Source organism: Sphingomonas sp. GC_Shp_3 (assembly GCF_026540945.1).
Taxonomy (GTDB): Bacteria; Pseudomonadota; Alphaproteobacteria; order Sphingomonadales; family Sphingomonadaceae; genus Sphingomonas.
This window is the reverse complement of the sequence record NZ_JALNUT010000013.1, coordinates 40,084-57,412: the sequence shown is the minus strand read 5'-3', so window position 1 is coordinate 57,412 and position 17,329 is coordinate 40,084. Positions and strand designations below refer to the sequence as shown.

Annotated in this window: 17 protein-coding genes and 1 pseudogene; 11 read left to right on the top strand and 7 right to left on the bottom strand. The window is 67.2% G+C overall.

What is annotated here, in order from left to right; translation table 11 throughout:
- Window positions 1-33: 33 nt before the first annotated feature.
- Complete coding sequence (locus OXR00_RS17895; protein WP_267389588.1) at window positions 34-1,254, bottom strand: argininosuccinate synthase; 1,221 nt, start codon at window positions 1,252-1,254, stop codon at window positions 34-36.
- Window positions 1,255-1,367: 113 nt separating this feature from the next.
- Between OXR00_RS17895 and OXR00_RS17890 the strand changes: the two are divergent.
- The 3 genes and pseudogenes from OXR00_RS17890 to OXR00_RS17880 form a co-directional block, all read left to right on the top strand.
- Window positions 1,368-1,985: pseudogene (locus tag OXR00_RS17890) on the top strand (helix-turn-helix transcriptional regulator); the annotation flags it as partial.
- Between the two features lie 289 nt (window positions 1,986-2,274).
- The gene (locus OXR00_RS17885) at window positions 2,275-2,592 is read left to right on the top strand and encodes a hypothetical protein (protein ID WP_267389587.1); all 318 of its coding nucleotides are present in this window, start codon (window positions 2,275-2,277) and stop codon (window positions 2,590-2,592) included.
- 83 nt (window positions 2,593-2,675) lie between these two features.
- Complete coding sequence (locus OXR00_RS17880) at window positions 2,676-2,831, top strand: hypothetical protein (protein WP_242148431.1); 156 nt, start codon at window positions 2,676-2,678, stop codon at window positions 2,829-2,831.
- Window positions 2,832-2,891: 60 nt separating this feature from the next.
- On the opposite strand, the gene OXR00_RS17875 is transcribed toward OXR00_RS17880, so the two are convergent.
- Together OXR00_RS17875 and recF are read right to left on the bottom strand one after the other, a co-directional pair.
- Window positions 2,892-3,695, bottom strand: a complete 804-nt coding sequence (locus tag OXR00_RS17875) for an OmpA family protein (protein ID WP_267389586.1) — start codon at window positions 3,693-3,695, stop codon at window positions 2,892-2,894.
- Window positions 3,696-3,780: 85 nt separating this feature from the next.
- Entirely contained in the window at window positions 3,781-4,842 is a 1,062-nt protein-coding gene (recF, locus tag OXR00_RS17870; RefSeq protein WP_267389585.1) for a DNA replication/repair protein RecF, read from the bottom strand.
- A 97-nt stretch (window positions 4,843-4,939) separates the two neighbouring features.
- Here recF and OXR00_RS17865 point away from each other — a divergent pair, with 97 nt between their 5' ends.
- The 8 genes from OXR00_RS17865 (at window position 4,940) to OXR00_RS17830 (ending at window position 13,903) form a co-directional block, all read left to right on the top strand.
- A complete protein-coding gene (locus OXR00_RS17865) occupies window positions 4,940-5,506 on the top strand; it encodes a carboxymuconolactone decarboxylase family protein (RefSeq protein ID WP_267389584.1) in 567 nt (188 codons plus the stop codon).
- Window positions 5,507-5,694: 188 nt separating this feature from the next.
- Window positions 5,695-6,465 (top strand): hypothetical protein, encoded by a 771-nt coding sequence (locus tag OXR00_RS17860; protein WP_267389583.1) that lies wholly within the window; start codon window positions 5,695-5,697, stop codon window positions 6,463-6,465.
- Between the two features lie 273 nt (window positions 6,466-6,738).
- A complete protein-coding gene (fliF, locus tag OXR00_RS17855) occupies window positions 6,739-8,331 on the top strand; it encodes a flagellar basal-body MS-ring/collar protein FliF (protein WP_267389582.1) in 1,593 nt (530 codons plus the stop codon).
- Window positions 8,332-8,342: 11 nt separating this feature from the next.
- Complete coding sequence (gene fliN / locus OXR00_RS17850) at window positions 8,343-8,681, top strand: flagellar motor switch protein FliN (protein WP_267389581.1); 339 nt, start codon at window positions 8,343-8,345, stop codon at window positions 8,679-8,681.
- Between the two features lie 5 nt (window positions 8,682-8,686).
- Window positions 8,687-9,997, top strand: coding sequence for a sigma 54-interacting transcriptional regulator (locus OXR00_RS17845; RefSeq protein WP_267389580.1), 1,311 nt, complete (start codon window positions 8,687-8,689; stop codon window positions 9,995-9,997).
- An 8-nt stretch (window positions 9,998-10,005) separates the two neighbouring features.
- Complete coding sequence (gene flhA / locus OXR00_RS17840) at window positions 10,006-12,087, top strand: flagellar biosynthesis protein FlhA (RefSeq protein ID WP_267389579.1); 2,082 nt, start codon at window positions 10,006-10,008, stop codon at window positions 12,085-12,087.
- 21 nt (window positions 12,088-12,108) lie between these two features.
- The gene (locus OXR00_RS17835; protein WP_267389578.1) at window positions 12,109-13,212 is read left to right on the top strand and encodes a flagellar hook-length control protein FliK; all 1,104 of its coding nucleotides are present in this window, start codon (window positions 12,109-12,111) and stop codon (window positions 13,210-13,212) included.
- Between the two features lie 13 nt (window positions 13,213-13,225).
- A complete protein-coding gene (locus OXR00_RS17830) occupies window positions 13,226-13,903 on the top strand; it encodes a flagellar hook capping FlgD N-terminal domain-containing protein (RefSeq protein WP_267389577.1) in 678 nt (225 codons plus the stop codon).
- A gap of 389 nt (window positions 13,904-14,292) precedes the next feature.
- On the opposite strand, the gene OXR00_RS17825 is transcribed toward OXR00_RS17830, so the two are convergent.
- The 4 genes from OXR00_RS17825 to flgH form a co-directional block, all read right to left on the bottom strand.
- The gene (locus tag OXR00_RS17825; RefSeq protein ID WP_267389576.1) at window positions 14,293-14,664 is read right to left on the bottom strand and encodes a hypothetical protein; all 372 of its coding nucleotides are present in this window, start codon (window positions 14,662-14,664) and stop codon (window positions 14,293-14,295) included.
- Window positions 14,665-14,919: 255 nt separating this feature from the next.
- Window positions 14,920-15,363: a hypothetical protein gene (locus OXR00_RS17820; protein ID WP_267389575.1), complete on the bottom strand. Its 444-nt coding sequence runs from the start codon at window positions 15,361-15,363 to the stop codon at window positions 14,920-14,922.
- 105 nt (window positions 15,364-15,468) lie between these two features.
- Window positions 15,469-16,287, bottom strand: coding sequence for a flagellin (locus OXR00_RS17815; RefSeq protein ID WP_267389574.1), 819 nt, complete (start codon window positions 16,285-16,287; stop codon window positions 15,469-15,471).
- A 283-nt stretch (window positions 16,288-16,570) separates the two neighbouring features.
- Window positions 16,571-17,323, bottom strand: a complete 753-nt coding sequence (gene flgH, locus OXR00_RS17810) for a flagellar basal body L-ring protein FlgH (RefSeq protein WP_242148405.1) — start codon at window positions 17,321-17,323, stop codon at window positions 16,571-16,573.
- Window positions 17,324-17,329: the final 6 nt, after the last annotated feature.

The window sequence follows — 17,329 nt, the reverse complement described above, 5'->3', positions numbered from 1 at the left end:
CGACCGCTCAGCCACGCCGCGCCGACATCGACGTCAGCGCTCGTCGCGCCGCCCCAGCAGCCGCAGGCGCAACGCGTTCAGCTTGATGAAGCCGGCCGCATCGCGCTGGTCGTAGGCACCCTGATCGTCCTCGAAGGTGACGACCTTCTCCGAGTACAGCGAATAGGGCGACTTGCGTCCGGTCACGTACACGCCGCCCTTGTAGAGCTTGAGCCGTACCGTGCCGGTCACCTTCGCCTGGCTGTGGTCGATCGCGGCCTGCAACATCTCGCGCTCGGGCGAGAACCAGAAACCGTTATAGACCAGCTCGGCATAACGCGGCGCCAGTTCGTCCTTGAGGTGCGCCGCGCCGCGATCGAGCGTCAACTGCTCGATACCGCGATGCGCGAGGTGATAGATCGTGCCGCCCGGCGTCTCGTACATGCCGCGCGACTTCATGCCGACGAAGCGGTTCTCGACCAAGTCGAGCCGGCCGATACCGTGCTTGCGACCCAGTTCGTTAAGCGTTTCGAGCAACGTCGCGGGCGACATGCCGACGCCATTCACCGCCACGCCGTCACCGCCCTCGAAGTCGATGGTGATGACTTCGGGCACGTTCGGCGCGTCCTCGGGGTTGACGGTGCGCGAATAGACGTAGTCCGGAACCTCCACCCACGGATCTTCCAGCACCTTCCCCTCGGACGAGGTGTGCAGCATGTTGGCATCGGTCGAAAACGGCGACTCGCCGCGCTTGTCCTTGCTGACGGTGATCTGGTGCTGCTCGGCGAATTCCACGAGCCGTGTGCGGCTGGTGAGATCCCACTCGCGCCACGGCGCAATCACCTTGATATCGGGCGCGAGCGCGTAATAGCCGAGTTCGAAGCGGACCTGATCGTTGCCCTTGCCGGTCGCGCCGTGGCTGACCGCGTCGGCATTCACCATCCGTGCGATCTCGATCTGACGCTTGGCGATCAGCGGCCGCGCGATCGAGGTGCCGAGCAGGTACAGCCCCTCGTACAGCGCGTTCGCGCGCATCATCGGGAAGACGTAATCCTTGACGAACGTCTCGCGCAGATCGTCGATGAAGATGTGTTCCGGCTTCACGCCTGCCGCTTCCGCCTTCTTGCGCGCCGGCTCAAGTTCCTCGCCCTGGCCGAGATCGGCGGTGAACGTCACCACCTCGCAGTTATACGTCTGCTGGAGCCACTTGAGGATCACCGAGGTATCGAGGCCGCCCGAATAGGCAAGGACGACACGATTGATCTGATCGGACATGGGCAGGCTCCGGCGGTGAGGAATCGCCCGCGGCTCTAGGGTGCGGTGGCCGCCTTCGCAACCGTGATGCGCGCCGATAGGGACGGCAGGAACGCCCGCACGGCGATTGCGATAGGAAACACGAAGACGATCCAAGTCATTCCGTCTCCACGCTGGCGTCCTCCTATAGTCATGGTAGCTTGGCGCCGATGCAGGATGCGATAAACCGGCTAACCCCGAAACAATCCCAATGTCTCGCGCTCGTCGCCGAGGGCATGACGAGCAAGGAGATCGCCCGGTCGCTCGGCCTCTCCGCGCGCACGGTCGACGATCATGTCGAAAAGGCCAGGATCAAGCTCGGCGCGCCGACACGGCAACGCGCCGCCGCCATCTTCCGCGCCCAACAGGCCGTGCCGTCGACACCGTATCAATTACGGTGTGAGCCGCCGGCAGTGGACGAATCGGCCATGCCCGAGCCAATCAACGCTCCGACATCGGGGCTGAACGACAGCGGGGCGGTGCCATTCGGGCACTTTCCCGCAGTCGCGACGTCACAACCTTCGTCACGAATACCGGAAGCCGTTCATCATCCATCGTCGACCCTGACCGTCACCATGCAAATCCTTGCCATCGCAGCAGCCATCGCGCTGATCGCGCTGGCGAGTCCGCAACTGATCCGGGGCGCCGAGGCGATAGCGGACTTCATACTCAAGACCACGCGAACGGACCGGGGGATCCACCTCCCCCGGTAAGGGGAAGCTCATGTCCGCACCTTATGCACTATCCACTGTTACAGTCGCGATACGCCAAGATCGCTGTCGTCCCGATGCGAAATCCTCGCACATGACGTGCGCCATCTTCGCCTGATGGCCGCTTGACTGGCCCGAGGCATCCTGCTTCCGCCCGGTCATGCTTCACACCGCTATACAGATCTATGTGAATGCTTTCCTGCCGCTGTGCCTGCTCACGCTCGGCGCGGCGATCCGGTGGGGCGGCACGACGGAGCGAATTGTCGCATGGTCCTGCGTTTTGGCATCCTCGATGCAAAAGCTGTTGATGGCCCTGTTCGGCCACAGCTTCCAGCAACTCGAACCGACCGTCATGGTTGTCGATCTGACCCTGCTGATCGCGTTGTGCCGGGTGGGTTTGCGCGATCCGCGCTGGTGGGTGCTTACGATGTGCGCGTTGCAGTTGCTATCCGCCTCGACACATCTCGAGCATCTGGTGGATACGGGCATGTCGCCGCTCGCCTACGCGATTTTGAGCGGGACGGGTGCGTACCCGACCCAGTTTCTGCTGATCGCCGGGATCGCCGGGTATCACGCCCGGACGAACCGACGCGTCACAGGCGCGCGATAGGGTCGGAATCGTCTTTCGAGAGGCTGGCGGCGCGTCTCGCCCCGCCATGCCGGCTCGCCCGGCGATACGATCGGCACCAGCGGTTGCGCGCGCTGAACGTGTTGTACGACACGTTGCGCGCGGTTGCCGGGGAGCTTGCGGTCGCGCCCAATGCGGTGCGCGCGTGCGATTACATCCGCCCAGATCTGGTGGATGATGTGGCGTTCGCGCTCGGCCTGTGGATTTCGCCCGGCGATTAGGGCACCCGCCGGACGTCAGGCTTCGGGGGCGCCGACCCGATCGGCGCCCCTCGCGTCGGTTTACCGATCGAAGCTGTCCGCGCGTTGCCCCAGCAACGTCACCTCGACCCGGCGATTGAGTCGCATTCCCGCCGGCGTGGCGTTGGTCGCGACGGGATCGCCCTCGCCATGCCCGCGTACGCGGAAGCGGGCGCGCACCACGCCGAGTTGGTCGAAGGCGGTGCGCACGCTTTCCGCGCGGCGTTCGGACAGGTCCTGGTTATGCGCATCGGTGCCGCGGGAATCGGTGAAGCCGTCGATCGAGACGCGCACGCCGGGATTGTCCTTCAGATAGCCGGCCAGCGCCTGCAACTTGTCGATCGCGTGCGGGCGCAGCACCGCCGAATCGGTCTGGAACAGCACATCCTCCTGCAAGGTCATGCGCGCGCCCTCGGGCGTCTGGCGAAAGTGATAGTCGCGCATCGCACCGCGATCCCAGTGACCGCGATTCGGCCCGCCACCGGGGCCACCGCGATCGACGACCACCACCTCCTCGCGCACCGTGCGGCCGGGGCCGTAGCGATCCCAGTTGAAGCGTGCGCGGTCCGGCCCGGCCACTTCGGCGAAGGCGCGGTCGGCGGCGTCCGCCTCGCGCCGGTTGACGTAGCCGTCGCGGTTGAAGTCGAAATTGCGCATCACGAACGCGCGGCCACGGGGGGTGCCGCGCAGCTCGGGGTACAGCATCGGCACGCCCGGCCCGGCAAGCCGATAGGGGTGATCGCCCGGCGCCCAGTCCCACCGGCCCTGTGCGGATGCCGGCACCGCGACCAGCAGCGCGCTGGCGGCAGTCGCCACCGCGAGGATCATACGGTTGGTCGTTTTCATGTAAAATTCCTTTGTCGGCCCACTCTTGGTGCAGGTTTGCCCGAACGCGCTTGAACGCCGTGTGAGCCATGCCGACAGGTGCCGTTCAGCGTATCGGCAGCCCGATCCGGGTAGCGGCACCGCGAACCTCGTCGAACAGCGCGGCCTCGGTGCCGGTCATCCACACCTGCCCGGTCCCGGCGAGCGCGTCGAACAGCGCGGCGCGCCGGCGCGGGTCGAGATGCGCGGCCACCTCGTCGAGCAGCAGCACCGGATGCCGCCCGGTGCGCGCCGCGACCAGCCCGGCATGCGCGAGCACGGTGCCGAGCAGCAGCGCCTTCTGCTCGCCGGTGGAACACAATGCCGCTGCCTGCCCCTTGCCAAGATGTGTGACGGCAAGGTCGGCGCGGTGCGGGCCGATCAGCGTGCGCCCCGCCGCCATATCGCGGCGGCGGCCGGCGGCGAGATCGGCGGCGAAGGTGTCGCCCTGCCCGGTCCACCCCTCCAGCACCAGCCCGGCGCGCGCGAACGGCCCGTCCGGCTGATCCGCGAGCACAGCGCCGAGCGACGCCACCGTCTCGCGCCGTGCGGCGTCGATCGCCGCGCCGTGCTCGCCCATCTGCGCCTCCAGCGCCGTGACCCAGTCGGCGTCGAGCGGCGCACCCTCCGCCGCTTCGCCGAGCAGGCGGTTGCGCGCGCGCATCGCCGCATCATAGCGGTTGGCGTGGACGGCATGGCCGGGCGCCAGCGCCAGCGTCAACCGGTCGAGGAAGCGCCGCCGCTCGGATGCCGGCTCGACGAACAGCCGGTCCATCGCCGGGGTCAGCCACAACACCGTCGTCCATTCCGCGAGCGCGGTCGCGGCGGCGGCGGCGCCCTGGATGCGCACGATCCGCCGCTCGGGCGCGGTGGAAACCGTGCCGGTCGCGATCTGCACGTCGTCACCGATGGTTGCCGCCACGCCGAACCCGCCGGCACCGCCCTGCCGCGCCATCTCGCCGAGCGCCGCCTGCCTGAGGCCCCGCCCCGGCGCGAGCAGCGACACCGCCTCGATCACGTTGGTCTTGCCCGCACCGTTCTCGCCGGTCAGCACGACGAAGCCGGCGCCCGGCTCCAGCGTCAGATCGGCGTGATTGCGAAAATCGGTGAGGACGAGGCGCGACAGCATCGCGGGTGCCTTAGCGGCAATCGCGACCATGACGCCAGTTTCACGCAACCGTCGCATCGACCCGGCTATTGAGCAGGCACCTCAAAGGAGAACCCCGATGCGCCTGCCCCTGATCGCCCCCGCCGAGCTCTCGCCCGAACAGAAGCCGCTCTATGACGACATGAAGACCGGCATCGCCAGCAACTTCAACGATTTCAAGGTGCTCGCCGACAACGGCGCGCTGATGGGGCCGTGGAACCCGTGGCTGCACGAACCCGTCATCGGCAAGGCAGTGTGGGACCTCACCAAGGCGATGTCGATGCAGGCGACGCTGCCCGATACGGCGCGGCAGATCGCGATCCTCGTCACCGGCGCGCATTTCGATGCCGCGTACGAGATCTACGCGCACATCGCCGTCGCCGAGCGCGAGAAGATGCCGCCCGCGCGCCTGTCCGCACTATGCGCCAACATCAAGCCAGCCGATCTGAACCCGGAAGAGAGCGTCGCATACGACGTCGCGTTCGCGCTGGTGAACGGCGGCGTGCTGCCCGAACCCTGTTACCGACTCGCCGTGGAAACCTTCGGCCAGCACGGCGCGAACGAGCTGATCTATCTCGTCGGCCTGTATGCTCTGGTGTCGATGACGCTCAACGGGTTCAACGTGCCGGTGCCGGAACGCGACTGATTGCCCTATTTCCGACATGACGCGAACGTCATTTCACCGTTCGTTCGCGTCCATGTAGAGCGCCTTATCCGGGCGTTGCGGCGCACACCCCTTAGCCCCTATGGCTCCATTGCCTGTTCGTAGGAACGGGCACCGGGCGGGGCGCGGGCCGGGCGGTGGTTTGAACGGGGCGTGGGTCTTTTGCGCGGATGATGCTGGCAGGCGGTTACGAATATTGGCGCTGGCACGACCGGTCCTTCCGGCGTCGTGCCTTCGCGTTCGGCCTCGCTTTGGCGATCGAACTGCTCATTGCGCTGTTGGTGCTGCTGTGGGGATCGCAGCGTCCCGCCGCCGTGCCGCCGAAGCCGAGCGAACTGCACCTGTTCGTCCCCTCCGAACTGCCCGACCCCGCCAGGAAACCCGCCGCCAAGGGCGAGAAGACCACCGTCCAGCACCAGCAGAAGGCCACCGCGCCCAAAGTCACCCAGCCTAAACCGGAGATCGTGCCGCCACCCCCGCCGGTGCCGGTCCCGCCCAAACTCATCACCATGAGCCAGGACGATTTCGCCGCAACCGACATTTCCAAGCTGCCCACCCACGGCAGCGACAGCGGTGACGACAAGCCCGGCGGCGGCAACAAGGGTGGTGCGGCCTATGGCCCCGGCGAGGGTCCGGGCGGCGAGCGGCTGTACAATGCCGAATGGTATCGCGAGCCGACCGATGCCGAACTGAACGGCTATATGCCCAAGAACGTGCAGGACCCCGAATACGCCGACATCGCCTGCCGCACGATCGAATCGTACCATGTCGACAATTGCCGCTCGCTTGGTGAATCGCCAATTGGCTCCGGCCTCTCCCGCGCGATGCGACTGGCGGCGTGGCAGTTCCTCGTCCGCCCGCCGCGCGTCGGCGGCAAGCCGCTGATCGGCGCGTGGGTGCGCATCCACATCTACTTTACCAGGCGCGCCGCGAAGGAATAGCCGGGCGAGCTTGGCGCGACACACGCCGCGCACTCAGCCCGCCGTCGAGCCGGTCCGCCCCCCCTGCCCGCTCGTTCGTTCCGAGCGTAGTCGAGGGATGGTCAGGCAGAGCAGGTGTCTTGCCTTCGCTCGACACGAACGGGGCGTGAAGGGAGAGGAACGCGCCCGCCCTTCACGCGGAAATTTTTGCCTAGCGGAAAAATCGGCCGCCCGGACCATCCTATAATATCGGCATGGGGACATTCAGGCCCCGCACTTGTGCCGAGGTCCAGCGTGAACGCGATCCAATCCTTCCTGAAACAGATCGGCACGCGCCGTATGTACCTGATGGGCGGTGTCGCGGTGGCGATGCTGGCGGCGCTCACCTTTCTCGCGTTTCGCGGCAGTTCGGCGGAACTGGGCTATCTCTACACCGATCTCGATCCGTCCGCCGCGCAGAGCATCTCGCAGAAGCTCACCGCGCAGAACGTGCCGTTCCGCATATCGGGCGACGGCACCGCGATCATGGCGCCGACCGACCAGCTCGCGCAACTGCGCATGAGCATGGCCGGCGAGCAGGTCGGCGGCAAGATCGGCTACGACGTGCTCGACAGCGCCAGCCCGTTCGGCCTGTCCTCCAGTCGCGAGAAGATGGACGAGACCCGCGCGACCGAGGGCGAACTCGCCCGCTCGATCGCGACGCTCGAGGCGGTGTCGAGCGCGCGCGTCCACATCGTCATGCCAGAACGTGCGGTGTTTTCGGACGAGGGGCGCAAGGCCACCGCCGGCGTAACGGTGCGCACGCGCGGCCGGCTCTCGCCCGAAAACGTGCAAGCGATCCGCTACCTCGTCTCCTCCTCCGTCCCCGAACTGTCGCCCGAATCGGTGTCGATCGTCGACCAGACCGGCCGCCTGCTCGCCCGCGCCGGCGACGCGGGTGCCGCCACCAACGCGGAGACCGACGAGATGCAGCAGGCGATGGAGGAGAAACTGCGCGCACAGATCGAAAGCCTGGTCGAGCCGATCGTCGGCGCGGGCAAGGTCCGCGCCGAGGTGTCCGCCAATATCGACCGCGACAGCCGCCGCGAGGAGTCGCAGACCTTCGATCCCGACAAGCAGGTGATCGCGCACCAGACCTCGGTGGAATCGGGCGACCAAAGCCAGGAGGGCAACCCCGCCGCACAGGGCGCGTCGGTGTCCGCACAGCTCCCCGGCAACGCGCCGGCACCCACCGCGGGCGGCAGCGATACCCGCCAAGCGAACAGCAAGCAGACCTCCGAAGACACCACCTACGACAACACCCGCACCAACGCGGTCGTCGTCCGCCAGCCCGGCACGCTGAAGCGCCTCACCGTCGCGGTGATGATCGACAGCGGCGCCAAGCCGCTCCCCGCAGCCCAGGTCCAGCGCCTCACCACCCTTGTCCAGAACGCGGTAGGCTACGACGCGCAGCGCGGCGACAGCGTCGCGATCGAGAACATGCCCTTCGCCCAGCCCGAGGAGGTCGCCCCGCTCGGCAGTTTCCTTAGCAGCCTGCCCAAGGACCAGATCTTCAACCTGCTCAAACTGGTGGTGATCGGCGCGATCGGCCTGTTCGCCCTGAAGATGATGCGCACCCGTGGCGGCGGCGCCGACCTGCCCGAGGGTGCCGTGCAGGAGCAGACGCTCCTCGGCCGCATCCTGCCGCCCGCGATCACCGGTGCCCCGGCGCTCGCGGCGCTCCCCGCGGGCGACGGCGTGTCGCACATGGAACAGATCGACCAGGAGATCGCGCTCGCCCAGGTCGAGGGCGGCATCAAGGCCTCCTCGCTGCGCCGCATCGGCGAGACGATCACCGCCAACCCCGCTGAATCGGTTTCCGTCATCCGGCAATGGATGAACGCGTGATGGAGAATATCATGGACGCCCCCGCATCTTCCCAGCCCGCCCCAGACCTTGCCGCGTTCGGCACCAGCTTCGATACCGGCCACGATGTCGCGCTGAACGCGCGCGAGCCCGCCGGCCTCGAAGCCTTGTTCGACGTGCCCGTCCGCGTCCAGGCGATCCTCGGCCGCGCACGCATGCCGATCTCCGACCTGATGGCGCTGCGCCCCGGCGTGGTGGTCGAGCTCGATCGCCGCATCGGTGAATCGATTGATATCCTCGTCAACAACCGGCTGATCGCACGCGGCGAGGTGGTGATGATCGACAATGCGCTCGGCGTCACGCTCACCGAAATCGTCCGGCACGAGAATTGAGCACGATGCCTGACGAGACGATACCGATCCGCATGATCCTGCTCGGCCCGCCCGGCACCGAAATCCGCCACGCCGCCGAAATGGCGCAGGATAGCGGCGCCGACGTGACGCTCGCCGACGATACCGCGCACGCGCTCGCCACCTTGCGCGAACACGGCAGCGATCTCGTCATGATCGACGTCGCGATCGATACGCCCGGCTTCCTGCGTGCCTTGCGCGCCGAACGCTTCGCGGTGCCGGTGCTCGCCTGCGGCATCGGCGCGCCCGCCGAACGCGCGGTCGCCGCGGTACGCGCCGGCGCGTGGGATTACGTGCCGCTGCCACTCGAACGCGCGCTCATCGCCGCGGCGATCGCCGCCGTCGCGAGACGCCCCGCCGCGATTATCGGCGAGGCACCCGCGCTGCGCCAGGCGGTCCGCTTCGGCCTGGCGATGGCCCCCGCCGGCGCGGCGATCCTCGTCACCGGCGAACATGGCGCGGGCAAGGCGCTGATGGCGCGCACCATCCACGACGCATCGCGGCTGAGCGGACCGTTCGTCATGGTCGATTGCGCATGCCTCGGCGAAGCGGTGCTCGAATCCGAACTGTTCGGGCATGAGGCGGGCGATTTCCCCGGCGCGGTGGCGCGCCGCGTCGGCCGCATCGACGAAGCGCGTGGCGGCACGCTGTTCCTGCGCGAGATCGGCGCACTGCCCGCGCATACGCAAGCGCGACTGTTCGATCTGTTGCAGGGCAGCGTCGGCCACCGCATCGGCGGCCCGCGCATGGACCAGAGCGCGCGGCTGATCGCCAGCAACATCGGTGATCTCCATGCCGAGGTCGCCAGCGGCAGCTTCCGCGCCGATCTGCTCGCGCGGTTCGGCATGATCCAGGTGGCGCTCCCGCCGCTGCGCGCGCGCGGCGGCGATATCGCGCTGCTCGCCCGCCATTTCGCGCACACCGCCAACATACAGTGCCAACAGCACGACGGCGGGGTGGACGACGATGCGCTCGATCTGCTCGGCCGTCACGACTGGCCCGGCAACGTCCGCGAGCTGGAGGCGACCGTCCACCGCGCGGCGATGCTCGCCGGTGGCCGCCCGATCGCCGCCGCCGACATCGTGCTCACCGCCGCGCGCGCACCCGTCCGCACGCCGGTCGACAGCCTCGTCGGCCGCACCATGGCTGAGGTCGAGCGCGAACTGATTCTGCACACGCTGGAAAAGTGCCGCGGCAACCGCACCACCGCCTCCTCGATCCTCGGCATCTCGGTGCGTACCATGCGCAACAAGCTGCGCACCTTTATAGATGCGGGTTTCCCCGTCTCCCCCTGCTGAGCTAGACCATGCCCACCAGCGTAAACGCCTTCCTCGAACGCATCGGCGCAGGCCGCGATCTCGCGCTTGCCGGCACGGTGGTCGCGATCATCGCGATGCTGATCCTGCCGATGCCGGGCTGGCTGCTCGATTTCGGCCTCGCGCTGTCGATCACGGTATCGGTGATGATCCTGATGACGGCGCTATTCATCGAAAAGCCGCTTCAGCTCTCCGCCTTCCCGACGATCCTGCTGATCGCGACGATGCTGCGATTGGGCCTCAACCTCGCCTCGACCCGGCTGATCCTGTCGCACGGGCAGGAAGGCACGCATGCGGCGGGCGGCGTGATCGCCGCGTTCGGCGAGTTCCTGATGGGTGGGCAGACCATCATCGGCATCACCATATTCCTGATCCTGATCGTCATCAACTTCGTCGTCATCACCAAGGGCGCGGGCCGCATCGCCGAGGTCGCCGCGCGCTTCAGCCTCGATGCGATGCCCGGCAAGCAGATGGCGATCGACGCCGACTTGAACGCCGGCATGATCGACGAGAAGACCGCGCGCGAACGCCGCAGCGAGCTGGAGGCGGAAAGCGGCTTCTTCGGCGCGATGGACGGTGCCTCCAAGTTCGTGAAGGGCGATGCCGTCGCCGGCCTGATGATCACCGGCATCAACGCGGTGGTCGGGCTGATCCTCGGCGTGGCGATCCACGGCGTCGATTTCTTCACCGCGTTCAACACCTACACCACGCTGACCGTCGGCGACGGCCTCGTCACCCAGATCCCCGCGCTGATCGTGTCGACCGCCGCCGGACTGCTCGTCTCCAAGGGCGGCGTTACCGGGCAGACCGGTGCGGCGCTGGGCGATCAGCTCGGGCGCTTCCCCAAGGCGTTCGGCATGTCGGCGTTCCTGCTCGGCGGGTTGGCGCTGATGCCGGGGCTGCCGTTCATCCCCTTCGCCACGCTCGCCGGCATCTGCGGCTATGCCGCCTGGGCGATGAGCAAGCAGGCCGAGCGCAAGGCGGTCCTCGCCCGCGCCGATGCGAACGCCGCCGACGCTGCGGCCAACCAGGTCGAGGAACCGATTTCGCAGACGCTGGCGATCGACGCGGTGCGGATCGAGATCGGCTATGCCCTCCTGCCGATGGCGAACGGCGCCAATGCCGAACCGCGCCTCGACGACCAGATCCGCGCGCTGCGCCGCCAGTTCGCGACCGATTACGGCTTCGTGCTGCCGCCGGTGCGCATTCTCGACAATATGGCGCTCAAGCCCAACGATTATGTCGTCTACGTTCGCGAAACCGAAGTCGGGCGCGGCGAGGTGCGGCTCGACCGGCTGCTCGTGATCAACCCCTCGGGCACCGCCACCGGCCTGTCCGGCGAGGAGACGCGCGAGCCGGTGTTCAACCTGCCCGCGCTGTGGATCGGCCGTGATCTCCGCGACGAGGCCAATTTCCGCGGCCTCACCGTGGTCGATTGCGGCACGATCGTCACCACCCACCTTACCGAACTGGTCAAGGACAATATCGCTGATCTGCTCTCGTACAGCGAGACGCAGAAGCTGCTCGGCGATCTCCACAAGGACAGCGAGAAGCTCGCTGCCGATCTGGTGCCCTCAAAAATTTCGGTGTCGGGGGTGCAGCGCATCCTCCAGAACCTGCTCGCGGAAGGCGTGTCGATCCGCGACCTGCCGACCATCCTGGAGGGCATCGCGGAAGCCGTACCGCTCACCAACAACCTCACGCAGATGACCGAATATGTCCGCGCGCGCCTCGCCCGGCAGATTTCCGCGCAACAGGCGCGCGACGGCGCGATCCCGATCGTCACGCTCTCGCCGGAGTGGGACCGCGAGTTCAGCGAAAGCGTGATCGGCGACGGCGACGAGCGGCATCTGGCGATGGCACCCTCCAACCTCCAGAAGTTCATCGCCCACGTCCGCGACACGTTCGACCGGATGGCGGTGGATGGCGAGATTCCCTGCATCCTCACCAACCCGTCGATCCGCCCGTTCGTCCGCTCGATCATCGAACGTGTGCGCCCCGCCACGGTGGTGCTGTCGCAAAACGAGATCCACCCGCGCGCCCGCGTCCGCGCGCTCGGCGCGATCGGCTGATGTGCGTCCTATAATACGTCCATGACCCCGATCGCGGCCCCCGCGCCCGCACCCACAGCGCCGCCCGCAGCGCCCAAAGCGGCCGACCGTGACGATCGCTTCGCCGCGCTGGTCGGCGACGGCGGCGCAGACGCGCCCACCCCGCGCGCGCCGACGGTGCAGGACGCCGCCAAGCCCGCACCCGCCGCCAAACCGACGCCGGCGACCACTGCGCAGGCCACCGCCACCACCACGCTCGCCGCGCTGATCGCCGCCGCCAATGGCGAGGCCGCTCCCGCGCCAGCCGACGCGACCGTCGCGCCCGAAGCCAAGCCCGAAGGCGATACCCCCGCCGACCCCAAGGCGGAGGCCAAGCCCGTCGACAAGGACGCGCCCGCGCCGGCCGCCGCTTCAGCCCCAACGCTACCGATCACCGCGCCCGTCCTCGCCGCGACGCCGACGCCGCTCGCGCCCGCCCCGCACGTCGCCGCGCCGACCGCGAAAGTCTCGCCCAAGGACGAAAAGGCCGCCACCGCGTCTGCCACCGACGCCAAGGCTACGCACGCAGCACCGGCCCCCGCCGAGCCACCGCCTGTCAAGGCCGAGACCGCGCCGACCGGCGACTTCAAGGCCGCGCTCGACCCGACGATCACGCCCGCGCAGCCGCACACCGCCGCCGCGCATCTGCCCGCGCCCGACGCCCCCGTCGTCTCGATCCGCCCCGGCCAGCTGGCGGCGGACACCGGCATCCAGATCGCGCGGCAGATCAACGCGGGCGAGAACGAGTTCCTGCTCCGCCTCAATCCCGCCGAGCACGGCCATATCCAGATCCACATGCGCTTCGCCGAGGATGGCGCTCTCCGCGCAGTGATCTCCGCCGACAGCGCCACCGTGCTCGACATGCTGCGCAAGGACAGCGGCGATCTCGGCCGCGCGCTTGGTCATGCCGGCGTGCGCACCGATGCGCAGTCGTTCAGCTTCGATTCGCAGGGCCAGCCCGACGGCGGCCAGCGCCAGCCGCGCGGCACGCCGCAGGGATCGGCGCAAAGCTGGAACCACACCGCCAGCGATCAGACCGAAGACACCCCGCTCCCCCGCTTCCGCCCGTTGCACGGCGGGCTGGGCGTGCTCGACCGTTTAGCATGAAGGATCATCGATCATGACGACCGTCACCACCAACACCGGCGCCAACACCACGCCCACCGCATCCGCCACCACGGCGGAAGCGACCAAGGGCATCGGCGCGGACTTCAACATGTTCCTGAAGCTGCTCACCACCCAGATGCAAAATCAGGACCCGCTCAACCCGATGGACACGTCGCAATACACGCAGCAGCTCGTCCAATATTCGCAGGTCGAGCAGTCGGTGCAGCAGACCGGCACCCTGAAGGACATTCTCACCCGCCTGACCTCACAGGACATGGCGCAGGCCTCGTCGTACATCGGCAAGGAAGCGAGCTTCAACAGCAGCTCGTCCGCGCTCGGCGCGAAGCCTGCGGCATGGAACTGGACGGCGGGCAGTGGCGCATCCTCGCTCACCGCAAGCGTGACGGACGCGAGCGGCAACGTCGTCGCCACGCGCCCGATCGACCCCGCCAGCCACGGTCGCTTCACCTGGGACGGCACCAAGGATGACGGCAGCAAGGCGGCGGCGGGCTCCTATTCGCTCGCCGTCAAGGCGACCGACGCCTCGGGCGGGGACGTCACCAGCACGGTCAACGGGCTCGGCGTGGTCGATGGCGTATCGGCCGCGGCGGGCGTCGTATCGGTCAACGTCGGCGGCACGACCTACCCTGCGACGCAGCTGCTCGGCGTGTCGGCGGCGGATAAGGACTAATCCGGAGGCGCGCCAGATCGCCGAAAAGCACCGATTCGCCGCTATAATGAAACTGTGATGAGCTTGGATCGTTAAGCCCCTTGTCACTACGGTTCGGACTGTAACGGTCCGAAAAACGCTAGAGCCGGTGATGCGTCCCCCCTTTGCGCATCACCGGCTCGAAACGTTTGTGGCGCTCAAATCTCGCAGCGATACCCGCGAACAATGTCGGATGGGCGGCTTCTACTGAAGCGTATCGAGCGATCTTCGCTAGCCTGCTCGCCGCAAGGCAAAAGCCGGTGACGCGCGTCCCCACGCGCATCACCGGCTCGATCCGTATCCCCTGCCGCTTCCCCCGAAGCGGCACCCGGATCGGCTCCCCTTCGGGAGCGCTCCCCCAGACCGCCCGCCTACTGCTTGGTAGCCACGCCGCTTGCCGCAAGAAAATCGCGGACCGCAAGCGTGCGCATCGTGTGTTCACGCACTTGTGCGAGGTGCGGGCTGGCAACGGCGGTGACCGCGAAGCCGAGCGGCGTGCACCCGGGCACCGCATCAGGCGCGGTCAGCATCGCCAGGCACTCCGCCAGCATCGGGTCCTCGGTCGGGCCGAGCACATCCTCCACCTCGGCGATGGTGATGCCCGGCTGCCGGAAGGCGATCCGCGCCGCCGCATGCCACAGCGCTTCGGCATCGGTGACGACCAGATCGAAGCTCACGCGGAACCGTTCACCGGTCTGCCCGGCCTCGATATCCTGTTCGTACATGGCAATCGACTGAGCCATCGTCTTCCTTCCGAAGCCGCCTGGGTGGCGGCGCGTTCCTGCAGTGTCAGCCGTTCCTGACGGCGTCCTTTTCGCCGCACCGCCGCCGGAAGAACATTGCGCAAAACGCCGTTAAGGGCTGCTACGGAAGCCGCGCGGCCAAGACAGCAAAAGTTTGTTCAAGAAACGCGCCTGACACGGCGTGAAGATGCGACGAACTCGCGCGCTGTCGCACGCGTAACGTCTCACCCTGATTTATATCCATTTTGGTGTTATTCAGTGGAGCGTCCACGGGCGTCGCGCCAACTCGCGCGCGACGGTCGCAGCAAGCGTGAGTTCCACGAACATCCGGTCCCATAGCAGCGCAGGCAGGTCGAAGCCGGCGTGCTCCGTGCCGACACCGCAGGACAGGCGCACGGCAGGCTGGGGATGCTGGATCAGGTCGAACCGTGCCGGGAATTGGCCATCGACGGTTTCCTCCGGAATGGTGGTTCCCGTGTTGGTCATCCGCGCCGATAGGATCATGGCGGAGAGCATCTCGGCGCCGAACACATCGAGCCGGACACGCGGGCAGCCGGGCAGATCGGCCCGCTCCATCGCGATCACGCCGCCGGCGGGATGCGGTTCGACCCACAGCCGCAGGCAAGTGCCGAAAGCATCCTCGATCTCGCGGATGCGGCGGGGTTCTGGGGCAGGCGCGGGTGCGAAGCTGATGGTCATGAGCCTACGCCGAATTTGAAAAGCGGAAAAAAGGGGCCGGACGGTACGCCCGGCCCCTTGGTGCGGTGGCCCCGGATACAGGGGGCCACCGCATGCGGTTCCGGATTAACGGAACAGCGAGGTGATGGTCTGCGGCGCCTGGTTGGCGATCGACAGGGCCTGCACGCCAAGCTGCTGCTTGACCTGAAGCGCCTGCAGCTTCGCCGATTCCTTGGCGAGGTCCGCATCCACGATGTTGCCCACGCCTGCGGTGATCGCGTCCGACAGCTTGCTGACGAACGTCGACTGACCGTCGATCTGGCGCGACGCGGAGCCCAACGTGCTCAGCTTGCCCAGAACGCTCTTCGACGCGGTTTCCAGGTTGGCGACCATCGTCTTTGCCGTAGCGGCATCGGTGAAGGTCGCGCCCAGGTTAGTGATGTCGGTTGCAAAGTCCTGGTTCGCTACCGCCAGGGGAGCCTGGTTGGTATCGGTGGACTGGAGCGCCGACACGGCACCGGTGCCGCCGTCGAGCAGGTTGACGCCGTTGAACGTCGACGAGCTGATGATCGTGCCGATCTGGCTTTTCAGCGCGTCGAAGTCCTGCGACAGCGCCGAACGGCTGTCCGCAGAGATGCCGGCGTCCGAGGCCTCGATGGCCTTGGCCTTCATCTGGTTGAGCAGGTCGGAAACCTGCTCGCCGCCGGCGATGGCGACGTCGGTGGTGCTCTTCGCCGTGCTCAAGGACGAGCTGACCGCCGACAGGCTGCCCAGGTCGCCGCGAAGCGTCTGTGCAACGGTGTACTTGGCCGAATCATCCTTGGTCGACGACACGTTCAGGCCGGTGTTGATCCGGTTCTGGGTCGTGGTCAGTTCCTTCTGCGTAGCATTCAGGTTCTGAAGAGCGGCCATCGCGCCGAGGTTGGTGTTTACCGAGAGAGTCATAGGTATTTCCTTCTGGAAGATACGGGGTGGCTTCTGCTGCCCCGATGAAGCAACCGCCTCACCTCTCTATTGTGGGAAGGATTATGGGATGCCGGAAATCATCCTCGAACTATTCGCGGTTAGCGAAACCTTACGCAGACGCGTGCTTCACCACCTAAGAAACGGCCCGGACGCGCAGGTCGCGCATCCGGGCCGATTTTAGCCTGTCGCTGAACGCGATAGCCGCGACGTTGCCGTCGCATTGCCTGCGGCGCGACGCGTTTTGAGGCGCGTAGCCTGTGCGTTAGAACGGCGACAGCACGTCCATCAGTTGCTGACCCCAGCGCGCCTGCTGCGCATCCGTCAACTGCCCGCGCCCGCCATAGCTGATCCGTGCCTCGGCGATCTGAGTATGCTGGATGCTGTTGTCGCGCGCGATATCCTGCGGCCGCACAATGCCGGAGACGAGCAGCTCGCGCAGTTCGTAGTTGACCCGCGTCTCCTGCCGCCCGCGGATGACGAGGTTGCCGTTGGGCAGCACCGACGTCACCACCGCCGCGATCGTCATGTTGACCACTTCGCTGCGGTTGACCGTGCCCGCGCCCGCCGAGCTCGACTTGGTGTTGGTGCTCACCAACGTGCTGGGGTCGACGCCAGCCACCCGCTTGGCGATCTTTTCCAACCCGAGCAGCGCGCTGACGCCGGAGTTTTCCGATCCGTCGCGGGTGCGCGTGGTGGTGTTGCCGACGTTGGCCTTGTCGGAGATGTTGACCTTGATGGTGAGGATATCGCCGACCCGCGTCGCGCGCTGGTCTTGGAACAGCGCACCCGCGCCGACCCGGAACAGCGACGGGCTGTTGACCGCCGCCGCCTGCGGGTTGCGGCCTTCCGCCATCGCCACCTCGGTGCGCGAGCCGACCGACGCCTCGACCTCGGGCGCGGCGACCGGCGCCATTTCGCTCATTTTGGGCGCCTTGCCGATCTGCTTGATCCGTCCCATCGTGCCACAGCCCCCGAGCGCGAGCGCCGGGATCAGCAGAATTGCAATTTTTTTCATTACCTT

Excerpts from the sequence above, each read along its gene's own strand:
- OXR00_RS17895 (WP_267389588.1), bottom strand. The coding sequence starts at position 1,254 with ATGTCCGATCAGATCAATCGTGTCGTCCTTGCCTATTCGGGCGGCCTC.
- OXR00_RS17885 (WP_267389587.1), top strand. The coding sequence starts at position 2,275 with ATGCAAAAGCTGTTGATGGCCCTGTTCGGCCACAGCTTCCAGCAACTC.
- OXR00_RS17875 (WP_267389586.1), bottom strand. The coding sequence starts at position 3,695 with ATGAAAACGACCAACCGTATGATCCTCGCGGTGGCGACTGCCGCCAGC.
- recF (WP_267389585.1), bottom strand. The coding sequence starts at position 4,842 with ATGCTGTCGCGCCTCGTCCTCACCGATTTTCGCAATCACGCCGATCTG.
- OXR00_RS17865 (WP_267389584.1), top strand. The coding sequence starts at position 4,940 with ATGCGCCTGCCCCTGATCGCCCCCGCCGAGCTCTCGCCCGAACAGAAG.
- OXR00_RS17860 (WP_267389583.1), top strand. The coding sequence starts at position 5,695 with ATGATGCTGGCAGGCGGTTACGAATATTGGCGCTGGCACGACCGGTCC.
- fliN (WP_267389581.1), top strand. The coding sequence starts at position 8,343 with ATGGACGCCCCCGCATCTTCCCAGCCCGCCCCAGACCTTGCCGCGTTC.
- OXR00_RS17845 (WP_267389580.1), top strand. The coding sequence starts at position 8,687 with ATGCCTGACGAGACGATACCGATCCGCATGATCCTGCTCGGCCCGCCC.
- flhA (WP_267389579.1), top strand. The coding sequence starts at position 10,006 with ATGCCCACCAGCGTAAACGCCTTCCTCGAACGCATCGGCGCAGGCCGC.
- OXR00_RS17835 (WP_267389578.1), top strand. The coding sequence starts at position 12,109 with ATGACCCCGATCGCGGCCCCCGCGCCCGCACCCACAGCGCCGCCCGCA.
- OXR00_RS17830 (WP_267389577.1), top strand. The coding sequence starts at position 13,226 with ATGACGACCGTCACCACCAACACCGGCGCCAACACCACGCCCACCGCA.
- OXR00_RS17825 (WP_267389576.1), bottom strand. The coding sequence starts at position 14,664 with ATGGCTCAGTCGATTGCCATGTACGAACAGGATATCGAGGCCGGGCAG.
- OXR00_RS17820 (WP_267389575.1), bottom strand. The coding sequence starts at position 15,363 with ATGACCATCAGCTTCGCACCCGCGCCTGCCCCAGAACCCCGCCGCATC.
- OXR00_RS17815 (WP_267389574.1), bottom strand. The coding sequence starts at position 16,287 with ATGACTCTCTCGGTAAACACCAACCTCGGCGCGATGGCCGCTCTTCAG.
- flgH (WP_242148405.1), bottom strand. The coding sequence starts at position 17,323 with ATGAAAAAAATTGCAATTCTGCTGATCCCGGCGCTCGCGCTCGGGGGC.